The organism is Pseudomonas sp. GL_091 (genome assembly GCF_057837725.1).
Map to the genome: position 1 here is coordinate 4289874 of NZ_CM174451.1, position 12964 is coordinate 4302837.

A 12964-nucleotide genomic window follows, 5' to 3' on the forward strand; every position below is an offset into this window, starting at 1 on the left:
TTTCATCGAGCGATCTCGTAGTCGAAGGCGCAATCCAACGATCTAGCTTTAACAGCAGGCGAGTGCCCGCTCAGGACGGTCGCCCATTTCACCAAGGCGTTTGGCATCAGGACTTAACCAATGCTTGTTGCTTTCGAGCACCGTGGTCAGCACTTGATGAACCCAGTCCGGCATATTTGGATGCAGTCGGTAATAGACCCACTGGCCTTGCCGACGGTCTGACAACAGACCGCAAGTCCGAAGTTGCGCGAGGTGCCTGGAGATTTTTGGCTGGCTCTCGTTCAGCGCGCAGGTCAGTTCGCAAACACATAGCTCTCCTTCACGGGTGATCAGCATCATCGTACGGACCCGAGTGTCGTCAGCCAGGCATTTGAAAACAGTGGTCGGTGTCAGATGGTCAGCCATATCGGTTCTCAGCGTTTGTTTTTGACCAAGACGAACATCTCATTGTGAAGTCTCAGACCATATACGGTTTAACGAATATATGTTTTCCCGCATGTAATGTAAAGAGTCAACGGCAGATCAATCCATCAAAGCGATTGAACTCCGCAGCTAACCTTCAATGAAAGCCGTGTATCAAGGCATAAGCTGCGTAATTCGCTTACGGGCCTCTTCAAACATCTGTGGCGGCATATATATGGCTTCTGTAATGAACCTGTCATTCACGCAGAAATAGGTCGCCCCTAACCCGCCCCGGTCATCGAGGGCGGGCTCGGTGGCTGTGCACCAGGCTTTACAACAACCCGGCGAGGTGCGACCTCAGGAATTGTCCCTCCAGTGCCGCAACAAGACGCCGGACTTGCCGAAGCCTTCAAGCGATCATCGACTTCATCGAAATCCGAGTTGCAAATGCCAGTCTCCGGAAGGACCAGCTCAACTCTTTTGGCCACATCCCAATCGCCCGCCATTGATGTGCTTCATTGCCAGCTGGCGCTTACCGGCAACTCAAAAACCCATTGGGTGATGTTGCTCAGGAAGCACAGAGTTGATGATGAAGTTCGACGAATTCGACAGTCCGCTTCACGCCCTGAGGAAGTCAGTCAACCTAAATCAAGACTCTTGAGGAGCGGTGACCCACGCTTCCTCAAAGCATTCAAATAGGTGGTTTCATCGTAAGGCGTCCTAGTCTGCCAGCACCGGTACAGAACCCGAATCCACTTAAACGCGAGTGCACGTAACTGCCGTGGCTAATGATCCGCCGCTTGAGCAGTTCGCGGTCGCGGGTTAGCACGATGCAGCCTTGCTGCGAAGCGATCTCGGCGATCTCGCCATCCTCGAAACCATTGTCGTAGAGGGTGTCGAAGCCGCTCATGCGCAGCAGGCTGGCCAGCCCGCCAAGGTGCGCATCAGCGAGGAACCGCAGCACCCGTAAAGGTTGTGCACGAACCTTGAGCAGCGGGCTGATGTCCAGCGCTTCGAACTTGGGATACACCGCCAGCCGGTCGCTGTCGAAGATCACCCGCTCGAATCCCACCGACTCGCCGTTGAGCAGCACCAGTTCGACCTCGGGCTGGCTAACCATGACAGGAGGATAAGCCCGAAACGACCCAAGTCTGAAGACTGTCAGACGTCAGATGCGAGCTCCATAGACGCGCCCTACCCATGGGCTCTGCCTATGCTCATCCCTTCGCGAAGCCCCGTAACATTGGTGATTGCGTAACTTTTCTTCGTCTAACCTATGTCTGCTAGCGCGTGGCTAGCCCTGCGTGCCATATGGACAAGGAGAGACGAAATGGGCTTCGTTCGACAGCACCAATTGGACCTGAGCGCGAGACGAGCCGCCAAGGCGGCTTTAAGCGGCGCTAGCAATCAACCACTGAATATTGGGCCAGCGGTTGAAGCTCACTCTTTGCCCCTCAAGCTCTTGGTGAGACGTGCTTTCTTGTCGGCCGGAGGCGCTCAGCCAACCAAGGTCGAGCAAGAGCGGATCATGGGGACGAACGATCTGGTCGACGAGTTTTTCTTCGATCGGGCTTTGTTGGCGGGCATGCCGGTTTGCCGCATTCTGGTTCGGGCAGAGGATGGGCGGTCTCTTGGCTCCGGAACGGGGTTCATGGTGTCGCCGCGACTGCTGCTTACCAATGAGCATGTCTTGGGAAGCGTCGAAGAGGCAGCCCCGTCATTGGCCGAGTTTAACTATCGCCTGAACATTGCAGGCGATCCTGAACCAACATATCGATTTCATCTGCGGCCCGACTTGTATTTTTTCAACAACGTCGAGTTGGACTTCACCTTGGTAGCCGTTGAACCAAAATCAATAGTTGGATCTACTTCTTTGACGCGTTTCGGCTATCACCGCTTGCTGCCTACCAGTGGCAAGGCTGTGAAGGGGGAATGGCTGACCATCGTCCAACATCCTGGTGGTGCGGCTCGACAATGGGCTATTCGAGAAAATGAATGTACGGATGACAGTATTGCGGATGTGCTTTGGTACCGAAGCGATACTGCTCCCGGCTCCAGTGGAGCGGCTGTTCTAAACGATAGTTTCCAGGTTGTGGCGTTGCACCACTCGGGTGTGCCGAAGAAAGATGCCGCTGGCCGACCGATGTTACGCGACGGCAGTGCTGTCGATAGCCTTGATGGCATCGACGATTCACTTGTGGATTGGGAAGCCAACGAAGGTATTCGTGTGAGCAGTATTTGTGCTCACATCGATCAGACGGCACCGGAAAATCTAGGGTATTTGGCAGAGCTTGTAGCAGCGCGAGAAGGTGGAGATATCCTGTCCAACGCGTTTCATGCATCACGTCTGGATGAGGAGCTTGCTCCGCAGATCAGTGTAATTGCACCTACGCCTGTGACTACTCCCGCAACAATACCTGCGTCTACATTTGGTGCCGGTAAAGGGCGTTTGGAGATAGGGACTTTGGTGCTTGAGCTTGGTGAGCCATTAGCCGGTCTCGTTGCACGCCTGGGACTCGGGACGCAGTCAAACCCAACAGGCAGTGATGTACCTGATGTGACAGACTTGTCGGTCGTTACAGAGGTTTACAAGGAACCAATTGTCGATACTGATTACTCGACCAGGCTTGGGTTCAATTCGAATTTTCTTGGCATCGGTACACCGCTCCCCACCGTTAAGGATCCATTGCTGATCGCCCCAACCAAGGGCGGCGATACGATCATCCCTTATGAGCACTTCAGTATCGTTCTTCACCGCGAAAGGAAGCTGGCAATCTTTACCGCTTCTAACGTTGATGGTCGGGTGGAGGTAAAGCAACCACAACTGGGACGTGACTACACTCGATCAGCACTCACAGGGCTACTCAAAAAAGGTGAGATGGAAAAGTGGGTCTTGGATCCTCGCGTTGAGGAGCGCTTTCAGATTCCAGATCGGTTTTACACCAAAGACAATGGTGCGTTCGACAAGGGTCATATTGTTCGTCGAGAAGACGTCTGTTGGGGAAATTCGTTTGAACAAATTCAACGGGCGAACGGTGATACCTACCACGTGACCAACTGCTCACCGCAGCGCGGAAACTTTAACCAGTCCGGGAAAAGTGGCATTTGGGGACGGCTGGAGAATTTCATTGGTGCTCAGGCAGATTCCGAGCGTTACTGCATTTTTGCAGGACCGATTCTGTCCAACGACGATGAAACGTTTCCAGGAACCGAGCGAGTCCAAATTCCTTCTCGCTTCTGGAAGGTGATTTGCGCAATAAAGGACAGAAAGCTCCAAGTCTTTGCTTTTGTTCTCGAGCAAGATCTATCAAGCCTGCCCATGGAGTTTGTCGTCACGCCGGAGTGGAAGGCCAGGCAAAAATCCTTGGCGGAAATCGAGGAGCTGGTCGGTCTGCTGAGCTTTGCGCAGATCTACCACGATGCAGATCAGATTTGAGTCTGGTTGGTAATAGACTGACGAGAAAACGGGGGATGGATTTATTTTTCACTCTAACTCTGTCTAGTTAGTCCGTTCTAGAGTAGAGAAATAAATCTGTCCCCTTTTTCCAAACCGCCGCGATCAGGGAAACGCGACCGCCGCCGCGAGATACAGTAGCAACGCTAGCAGCAACACCACGGTGAAGCCCAGGTGGATCGCCAGCAGGGTCGCCAGCACGGCCGCCACCACCGATACGCTGGCGTTGACGCCCCAGGCGATCGGCACCAGTGCTTCGGCGCGCGCGGAGACGCGCCCGAGTCCGAGCGGAAACGGCATGCCCATGGCGAACGCCAGCGGCGCTACCAGCGCGGCGCAGATGCCGAACCTGGCGAGGGTCTGCACCGGCGCCAGCAACTGGAACAACGGGGGCAGGACGACCAGGTAGAGAAGCACGATCGCGCAGATCGCCAGGACCGGACGCGCCAGCGGATGACGGGGCCCCACACCAGTTCCAATGCCCCCCCGCCGCCGGCCGGAGTAATGGCTGCCGAGGCCAGCGAAGATCAGGAACGCGCTGAGCGTTACCGCCACCGAATACAACGGGTGGCTGAGGAACAGGGTGAACTTCTGGATGAAGGCGATTTCCACGAACATGAAGGCGAAGCCGATGGCTGCGAAGTAGGACACGACCCGAAGTTCGAACCTGGCCAAAGCCGCATTTCGAGAGCGCCGCTGGCGCCGCCTCGCCACCCATAGCGGTGCCAGGATCAGCAGCACGGCGGCCACGCCGGACTGCAGCAGCGTGGCGATCAGCACCGGATAGCCCCACTCCAGCATTGACAGGCCGCCCTGCGCCTTCAGCGCCAGCAGTTCCGGCAGCGAGCGCCACTTGAAGAAGAGGAAGAAATACGGCCGGTCATCCATGGTCGGACGCACGTCGAACTTGTAGCGTGCCAGGAACTCCGCGCGCTCGCCGGACAGCAGGGCCTGCGCCGCTTCGAAGAACCAGGGCCGGTCGAGCAGGTTGTAGCGGTTCGCCTCGGCCACGGTCATCCCGGGGTAGTAGGCCAGGTCGAAGGAGCGCGCCCGGCAGAACTCCCGCAGCACGGCGATGCCGGCGTCGTCGAAATCCCTGTTGCTGACCAGCAGCGTCGCGGTCTTCCAGCCGCGGATCATGACGATGCGGCGCGCCGCGCTGGCCTGCCCGTCGCGCTCGATGGCCACGGCCGCGGTGGCCAGCAGCCTGGGAACATCGCGGGGCGGCAGGGTGACCCAGCGGGTGATGGCCAACAGGCCGCCGGGCTCGAGATGGCGCAGGTACTCGGCGAAGGCATCCACCGTGTACAGGTAGTTCTCGGACAGCGCATTCAGGCCGCCCGAGGCGGTGCCGAAGGAGTCCAGCAAGGCGATCTGGATCAGGTCGTAAGGCTCGCCACGCGAAGCCACCAGGCCGCGCGCCTCACCGATCAGCACACGGACGTTGGGCGCGCTGTAAGGCTTACCGGAGAAGTCGGCGAAGCGGCGCTGGACCAGATCGATCACCTGCGGATTCAGTTCGATGGCATCCACCGCGCTGGCGCCGTGGTAGATCGCCTGCAGCACATCGGCGCCGGCGCCGCTGCCCAGCACCAGCACGCGGGGTTGCCGCAGCAGGTGATAGGGCAGAGCCGAGGTCAGGTAGTCCAGGTAGGCGAGCGGCTCGCGGCGTCCGTCATAGCGGTTCAGCACGGAAAGGCCGTCGCCGTCGGTGAAGATGGCCAGTTGTGCGGGCGGTTCCTGCGTCGCGTTGAGGCTTAGGCCCGGTGCGTAGCGCAGGGGAATGGTCGGGCTGTCGACGACCGTGAGCAGGCCCAGCGGACTCCAGGTCTGGGCGATTGCGCGCGCATCCTTAATACGCAGCGTCTGGCTCAGTTCCTTGTACTCGGAGGGCGACAGGGCGATCCAGCGCGCGGGCACGCCGGCCGGCACCGCGACCGCCGCCGCCAGCAGCAACGGCACGAGCCAGTGCCTGTGCCCCGTGCAAGCCATGCCGGCCAGCGCCCCGGCGGCGATGCCGGTGCCGCCCAGCAGCCGCAGCGCATCGACGGGCGTCAGGGCGAACAGCGCGGCGACGATCGCCAGGCTGCCCACGCCGGCGCCGAGAATGTCGAAGGCGTAGATCCGATGAATCTGTTCCTGAAAGCAGGTGAAGGTCAGGCAGATGCACACCGCCGCGCAGAAGAACGGCACGAACAGCAGCAGGTAGATCATCAGCAGGCGCGCCGACTGCCGCGCGTCCCAGAGGATCTCGAGGGGATTGAACGGAACCTGCTGGGCCAGGCTGAAGCAGGCGATGGCGCTCAGCCCGAACAGCACCGCGCCGCCGATGAACACGCCATGGAAGCGCGGCGCCAGCACAGGCCGCGCCAGCGCCACGGCGGTGCCGGCGGCGCCATAGCCGAGCAGCGCGACGCTGATCATCATGTAGGCGAAATGGTGCCACTGGATGATCGAAAGCAGCCGCAGCAGCAGCACCTCATAGCCGAGCACGGAGGCAGACAGCAGCGCCAGGGCGAGCAACGGCGGCGAATGCATGCTCAAGCGCCTCCGACCAGCGGCACGAAGCGCACAGGCAGTACCTGCCGGGTGGACACACTGCCATCACCGGCCTTCTCGATCAGCAGCAGGTACTGGATCATGAACGGCGCGCCGACCGGGATTACCATCCGCCCGCCGGCCTTGAGCTGGGCGATCAGTGGCGGCGGCACATGGCTGGCGGCGGCGGTGACGAGGATGGCGTCGTAAGGCCCGTGCTCGGGCCAGCCGTGGTAGCCATCGCCCAGCCGGGCCTGCACCTTCGCATATCCTAGCCGGCCCAGGCGCTCCCCGGCCTGCACTGCCAGCGGCTCGATGATCTCCATCGTGTAGACCGCCTGCGCCAGCTCGGCGAGGATCGCCGCCTGGTAGCCCGAGCCGGTGCCGATCTCGAGTACCACGTCGCCGGGCCCGACCTGCGCCAGGTCGGTCATCAGGGCGACGATGTAGGGCTGGGAGATGGTCTGGCCGTAGCCGATCGGCAGCGGCCGGTTCTCGTAGGCGTAGGGCGCCTCGTCGGGCGGGACGAACCTGTGGCGTGGCACCCTGGCCATCGCGGCCATCACCGGCGCGGCAAACTCGGCCCTGCCGGTGTCGTCGCGGGTGACGGACGACATGTCGGCGATCTCCCGCACCATAGCGTCGCGCAACGGCGCGAACGGGTCGTCGGCATGCAGGCCAGCGGATGCCAGCGCCAGGGCAATGGCAATGGCAATGGCAATGGCAGGCGCCAGGATGCGCGTCAGGAGCATCACCGGTTTCACAATGACTCCTCCGCCTGAGGAATAGTCGAATCGTATGGCCGGCGGGCGGGCTCGGCAAGCCGGGAGTGCCGGCAACCAGACCAGGTTGCGGCGACTGCCTGAGAAAATATCCAGGCTGCACGGGGCCTTCAGGTTTTCAGTTCGACTTAACGCGATCTGCACTGCTTATAGAGTTATAGAGTCCAGCGCCATCAGACTCCTGTAGTTTTACGCTACTCGCCGGAGTAGAGCGCACCGTATTCACGGGCAAACAAACGATTTTGGTTAACAGCTTCATGGTTCCACGAAACGCCGGTGGTTTAGTAGACAGTTGTGAATGTCGACTCTTGATTATTGGCACACTATCACCAACCTCCGTTATTGCCCGTTAACTGCCCTGCGCGAAGGGCAGCCTCACGCCCTTCGTGACAGGCAGAAATCGGTCCAGGCTGTGTAAAAACGCAGACACTGTCTTGAAGTCTGTGTCGCTACGTAAAATCTGCCAATGATTGGTGTATCAGCGGACCTGAAATTTGTGTAGGAACGCGATTTTCGTTCTGGTTCTGACTGTCAAACCTGCTCTAAACCGTTTTTACACAGCCTCGGCCAGAAGTGGACACTCAGAAACTCAACCGCGCACCAGGTAGGCCCCTGAGGGAACCCGATATCGCAGCTTCTTGCATTTGCCGGGTGCAGGCTGATGCCCCGGCGGACGATCAGGAAACCAAATTCGGCATTTGCCCGGAGGCGGCATATGGCCGCGGGGAATCTCAACCTCAGCGTACGCCCGCTCTGGCTCGACATTAGCCATTTGCACTTCCCCTTCGGGCTGAAGTCTGCCAGCCGTCGATAAATCCGGCGCCCGATCTGTCTCTGTGTCAGCGAAGTTGCCAGCGTCGCGCCCAGTGTCCGGAGTGGATTGCTCAACAACCGCCATTTCCGCTTCGCGGCGCCTTTGGGTCTCCTCTTCCAGCCCCTTCTGTACTGCGACCAGGTCCTCTTTGGCATTGGGTGGGGTACCCGAAGATTGGGCCTGCTGCGCCGCCTGGATCAATTGGAAGTTGCGGTTGCGCAACTCGACGTTGCGACCAACCCGCATGTTCGAGCGCGCCGCCAAGGTTTCAGCCTGCTGGTACTGCCCCTGCTGAAGACGCAACACACCGAGGTAATGCAGCGTCGCGGGATTGTTCGGCTGGATATGCAGGGCACGCTCCAGCGTGGCGGCGGCTTGGTCCAACTGGCCATTCTCATACTGCCGCGAGGCGGTTTCGATCAAGGTGGTTGATGCGCTGTTACTTTGCGAGGGAACTCTTCGCTCAGCAGCAACCGAACAAAGCGACGCGACGGCGCAGAACGCCAAGATGAGACCCGACAGAAAACTCTTGGTTGGCATCAGGGGACGGACTCGGCTGATCAAGGACGGCACTGCCGTAAAACAGGCCACAGCGCTGCTCGGCATCTCCGATATAAGGCCGCAATTGACCTGGCCAGTACCCTGAAGTTCCCGCTTGGGGTGACGATCATTGGCCTTGACCCAATCTTGTACGGCACTCACACGCTACGACGAACCTAAGCGCTGTCCAACTCCTGCTTGGTCATACGAAACTTGAAAGCACCGTCAGGTACCTGGAAATCGAGGTCGATGATGCTCTTGAAATGGCGGAACAGACGTAAGTCTGACTTCCACTGCGACGGTAGTGGTTAGACCGTCGCTTCCCGGCTAGGCGCGGCCTTTCAGGCAATGTTGGAGATGGCCTGAAGAAGTTGTGGAACTCAGGGAATCGAACGGTAGTCGCAGAGGTCCAACACCTGGCAGGACAACGGGCGCGAGATGCCCAAAGTATCGTCTGCCGACCACCATTGCCTTTGGGAGAACCAATTGTTAACTGTCTTTTTACGTCAAATTTTCCGGTTAGCGATACCGCTCTTTTCCGTTGGCACTTCGTCCGCTGTTTTCGCCTGCCCGGAAGGACAGTACCAAGTCTGCATGGTCGCTTGTTTTTGTGCTCCAGGCTCCAAAGAGGAAACTGGGGAGATTTTCGAAAACATGAACCAAATGGCGGCCTCTGGATTGCAGAATTGGATTGTGCAATCGCGCAACACCGCGGCAACTGACGATATTCGGACAATCCCGCTGAATATCCGAGCCCAACTCGAACCCTACTATGACATCCAAGTGCTCGATTCGGCTCGCTACAAGGTAGGCGATGATGCAGAGCTGAACGCCGCACACACCATGCTGCAGAATCCCGATGTAAGTGCGGTCACCCTTATAGACATCATCGTCTTTCGCAGTCCCGATGATGCACTTAACAATGTCGCGCTATGGGCGCATGAATTGAAGCACGTGCAGCAGTACCTGCAATGGGGCGTTCGCGAGTTTGCCACTCGCTATACCCGTGATTACACAACCGTCGAGGCGCCTGCCTACGAGATTCAAACCCAGGTAGCCAGAGCGCTAAGAGTCAGCGTGGCCCAGCCAGAGCCTCCTCGAAATCCTTGAGTTCAAAGGGTTAAAGCTGGTCGGCTAATGACGGATGAGATACTTGAAACGACCCGTTATAGACTTTTTTAACGTCCGCAAAGGGGCGATTGCAGCCCTTCCCCGCAATCACCTCTAGGCGAGAACCGGTCATTACCGGAAAACACAGATTGTCCGTCAGCCGCCGAAGCCTCAGGCACGCCAGGCGGGGTTCTCGATCAATAGCGCCATGCCCTGCCCGCCGCCAACACAGGCCGCGGCGACCCCGTAACGCAGATTGTGCTCACGCAGTTGTCGCGCCAGGGTCAGCACCAGACGCAAGCCGGTGGCAGCCAAGGGGTGGCCGAGTGCCAACGAACCACCCTGGACGTTCAGACGCGAACGATCCAGTTCCAGTTCCTGAGCCACCGCCAGGACCTGCGCGGCCTGGGCTTCGTTGATTTCAAAGCGGTCGATCTGCTCCAGGCTCAAGCCGCTGCGCTGCAACAGCAGGCGAATCGCCGGTGCCGGACCGATGCCCATGAACTCTGGCGCCACACCGACCACCGCGCTGGCCCGCAGCAAGGCCAACGGTGTATCCCGACAGGCCGAAGCGCGCCCGACCAGTGCCGCTGCCGCGCCATCGGCCACCGCACAACTGTTGCCGGCGGTTTGCACCCCGCCTTCGTGCACGCTGCGCAACCGGGCCAACGCCGCGATGTCTCCGGGCCGTGGGTGGCTGTCTTCACTCACCGCGGCGGCACCGCGTGACAGGCGGATGCTGCGTGGCTGATAGCCTTGCAGTTCAAACACCTGATGCCCCACGGCAACGATCTCGGGTGCCAGCCAGCCCGCTTGTTGTGCCGCAACCGCCCGCTGATGACTGGCACAGGCGTAGGCGTCCACCACTTCGCGAGTCAACCCATAACGCCGCGCCAGGTTGTCGGCGGTGGTGATCATGTCCACCCCGGGAGCCGGGTCGTACAACGCTTCCCAGAGAAAATCCTTGAACTGCACTTCTGCGCCAAGACGGAAACCGCCACGATGGGTATAGGCCGCAATCGGGTTGCGCGACATCGATTCGGTGGCCACGCACAACGCCAATTGCACGCCGTCATCCAGTTGCCTGGCGGCCTGGAGCAGCAGTTCGAAACCGGTGGCGCAGATGCGCTGCACCCCCAGTGCCGGAACCGATTGCGCCACGCCGCTGTAGAGGCCGATGTGCCGTGGCAGCAGGTAGGCATCGAAACTGGCCTGGGCCATGGAACCCGCCAGCACGCTGTCTACCGCCAGCGGATCGACTGCCGCGCGAGCCAGTACTTCGCGCCCGACCTTGATGCCCAGGTCGATCGGCGAAACCTTGGCCAGCGCACCACCGAGGTCCACCCACGGCGTGCGCACCGCATCGACAATCGCCGCATCGGCAAAGGCCGAGTACTGCCCGTCTGTGCTCACGATTTCGCCCCGGCGCGCAGGATGGCCGGATCGAGCCCGCGATACAGCGCCTCGACCTGCTCCGCGCGCCACTGCAATACCGCACGCTGATTGATCGAGCCCTTGTCGGTGATTTCACCCCGGTCGATGGACGCCGGCTCATCGAGCAAGGCGATCCACTCCAGGCGACTGGCGTTGCCCGTGGCCTCGCGATTGAGTCGCTGCAACCAGCCGGCGAACCACTCGCGTACCGGCGCGCTGGCCAACACCTCGGTGTCGCTGGCACTGGACGCCAGCCCTGACAGCCGTCGACATTCGAACATCCGCGCAAAGACCAGCGCGCCCAGGCATTCACGATCCGGCGCGGTCACCACCAGGTCCTGGACATAGGGCGAACCTTCGAGCACCGCACGGCTGCGCAAAGGCCCGACGCTGACAAACACCCCGGATGACAACTTGAAGTCTTCGGCGATGCGCCCGTCGAACATCAGCCCCAATTGCGGATCGCGCGGGTCGGCGAGCTTGAGCGCATCACCGGAACAGTAGAAACCCTGCGGGTCGAACGCTTCCAGGGTCTGCTGCGGTGACCGCCAGTAGCCGGGCATGATGTGCGGACCACGAAAGCGCCCTTCGAGTTTGCCGTCCACCGGCACCAGGCGCACCTCGCAACCGGGCGCCGGCAGGCCGACATAACCGGCCATGGACAACGGCCCGGTGGTGAAGGTGCAGGACGGCGAAGCCTCGGTCATGCCGAGCCCGGCCATCATGCGGATACACTCGCCGCAGTGCTGTTCGGCGACGCGGTCGAGTCGGTCCCAGACACTTTGCGACAGACCGGCCGCGGCAAAAAAGAACAGGCTGATGCGCTTGAAAAAAACCTCGCGCAGCTCCGCGTCCTGCTCCAGTGCCGAGGCCAGTTCTTCCCAGCCCTTGGGCACGGTCAGGTAGGCGGTGGGCGACACTTCCTTGAGGTTACGCAAGGTCTGCGCGAAACCCTGCGCCGTGGGCTTGCCGTCGTCCAGGTAAAAGCTGCCACCGTTGTAGAGCACGATGCCGACGTTATGGCTGCCGCCGAAGGTGTGGTTCCACGGCAGCCAGTCCACCAGCACCGGCGGTTCTTCGCCGAACACCGGAAACGTCTGCAACAGCATCTGTTGGTTAGAGCACAGCATGCGTTGGGTGGTGATCACCGCCTTGGGCAATTTGGTCGAGCCGGAGGTGAACAGGAACTTGGCGATGCTGTCCGGCCCCGTGCCGGCAAACGCGGTTTCAGCCTCAGCACCGCCCGGATGCTCAAGCAGGCTGGCGAAGCTGACCTGACTGCGTCCCGCGACCTGGCCACGTACGGTGATCAAAGGCGTTTGAGCCGGCAGCACGGCATCGATAGCACGCTGGTAGGCCGCGGCATCACTGACAAACACCAGGCCAGGCTGCAGCAGGTCGCAGACGTGACGCAGCTTGGCGAAATCCTGGGACAGCAGCGAATAGGCCGGCGATACCGGGCAGTAGGGAATGCCCGCGTACAGGGCGCCGAAGGCGAGTTGCAAATGCTCGATGTCATTGCCCGAGAGCAGCACCAGCGGTTTGCCCGCCGACAGACCGTAGCTCAACAGGCTTTGGGCGATGGCCCGGACACTGTCGAGCATCTCGGCGTAACTGACCCGGCGCCAGTCACCGTCGGCCTGGCGGGCGGCGATAAAAGTTTGCTCGGGACGCACCCGGGCCCAATGCACCAGACGGTCGAGCAGGCGCGGCGGATACTCGGCCAATGGCTCCAGGGAACGCATGTGCAATGCACCCTGCTGTTCTGTCACCTCGACCTCTGCGCGACCGATGGACACGTGACGGTAGCGTGGCGCGCCGGCCTCGGTGTGGGGTTGCGATCTGAATTCGGAACTCACGTGCTTGTTCTCCATCAAGGCACGCTACCAC

General features: G+C 60.3%; 8 protein-coding genes and 1 pseudogene. 2 read left to right on the plus strand and 7 right to left on the minus strand.

Going from position 1 to position 12964, the window contains the following annotated elements; translation table 11 throughout:
• Positions 1-48 precede the first annotated feature (48 nt).
• Both AC3ITY_RS19495 and AC3ITY_RS19500 read right to left on the minus strand, forming a co-directional pair.
• Positions 49-405: a metalloregulator ArsR/SmtB family transcription factor gene (locus tag AC3ITY_RS19495; protein ID WP_489304438.1), complete on the minus strand. Its 357-nt coding sequence runs from the start codon at positions 403-405 to the stop codon at positions 49-51.
• Positions 406-1165: 760 nt separating this feature from the next.
• Positions 1166-1519 (minus strand): annotated as a pseudogene (locus AC3ITY_RS19500) (Mut7-C RNAse domain-containing protein); the annotation flags it as partial.
• A gap of 213 nt (positions 1520-1732) precedes the next feature.
• Here AC3ITY_RS19500 and AC3ITY_RS19505 point away from each other — a divergent pair.
• Positions 1733-3838 (plus strand): DNA/RNA non-specific endonuclease, encoded by a 2106-nt coding sequence (locus AC3ITY_RS19505; protein ID WP_489304439.1) that lies wholly within the window; start codon positions 1733-1735, stop codon positions 3836-3838.
• 123 nt (positions 3839-3961) lie between these two features.
• Here the strand turns inward: AC3ITY_RS19505 and AC3ITY_RS19510 are convergent, their stop codons facing one another.
• From AC3ITY_RS19510 to AC3ITY_RS19520, 3 genes are all read right to left on the minus strand, one after another.
• The gene (locus tag AC3ITY_RS19510; protein ID WP_489304440.1) at positions 3962-6394 is read right to left on the minus strand and encodes an SAM-dependent methyltransferase; all 2433 of its coding nucleotides are present in this window, start codon (positions 6392-6394) and stop codon (positions 3962-3964) included.
• Positions 6395-6396: 2 nt separating this feature from the next.
• Complete coding sequence (locus AC3ITY_RS19515; RefSeq protein ID WP_489304441.1) at positions 6397-7158, minus strand: protein-L-isoaspartate(D-aspartate) O-methyltransferase; 762 nt, start codon at positions 7156-7158, stop codon at positions 6397-6399.
• A gap of 607 nt (positions 7159-7765) precedes the next feature.
• Positions 7766-8530: a tetratricopeptide repeat protein gene (locus AC3ITY_RS19520; RefSeq protein WP_489304442.1), complete on the minus strand. Its 765-nt coding sequence runs from the start codon at positions 8528-8530 to the stop codon at positions 7766-7768.
• Between the two features lie 438 nt (positions 8531-8968).
• On the opposite strand from AC3ITY_RS19520, the gene AC3ITY_RS19525 reads away from it, so the two are divergent.
• Positions 8969-9640: an eCIS core domain-containing protein gene (locus AC3ITY_RS19525; RefSeq protein ID WP_489304443.1), complete on the plus strand. Its 672-nt coding sequence runs from the start codon at positions 8969-8971 to the stop codon at positions 9638-9640.
• Between the two features lie 171 nt (positions 9641-9811).
• On the opposite strand, the gene AC3ITY_RS19530 is transcribed toward AC3ITY_RS19525, so the two are convergent.
• Both AC3ITY_RS19530 and AC3ITY_RS19535 read right to left on the minus strand, forming a co-directional pair.
• Positions 9812-11053, minus strand: a complete 1242-nt coding sequence (locus AC3ITY_RS19530; RefSeq protein WP_489304444.1) for a thiolase family protein — start codon at positions 11051-11053, stop codon at positions 9812-9814.
• Positions 11050-12933: a feruloyl-CoA synthase gene (locus AC3ITY_RS19535; protein WP_489304445.1), complete on the minus strand. Its 1884-nt coding sequence runs from the start codon at positions 12931-12933 to the stop codon at positions 11050-11052. The genes AC3ITY_RS19530 and AC3ITY_RS19535 overlap by 4 nt, the downstream gene beginning before the upstream one ends.
• Between the last annotated feature and the right edge of the window lie 31 nt (positions 12934-12964).

Coding starts and splice junctions, on each gene's coding strand:
- AC3ITY_RS19495 (WP_489304438.1), bottom strand. CDS start 405: ATGGCTGACCATCTGACACCGACCACTGTTTTCAAATGCCTGGCTGAC.
- AC3ITY_RS19505 (WP_489304439.1), top strand. CDS start 1,733: ATGGGCTTCGTTCGACAGCACCAATTGGACCTGAGCGCGAGACGAGCC.
- AC3ITY_RS19510 (WP_489304440.1), bottom strand. CDS start 6,394: ATGCATTCGCCGCCGTTGCTCGCCCTGGCGCTGCTGTCTGCCTCCGTG.
- AC3ITY_RS19520 (WP_489304442.1), bottom strand. CDS start 8,530: ATGCCAACCAAGAGTTTTCTGTCGGGTCTCATCTTGGCGTTCTGCGCC.
- AC3ITY_RS19525 (WP_489304443.1), top strand. CDS start 8,969: ATGCCCAAAGTATCGTCTGCCGACCACCATTGCCTTTGGGAGAACCAA.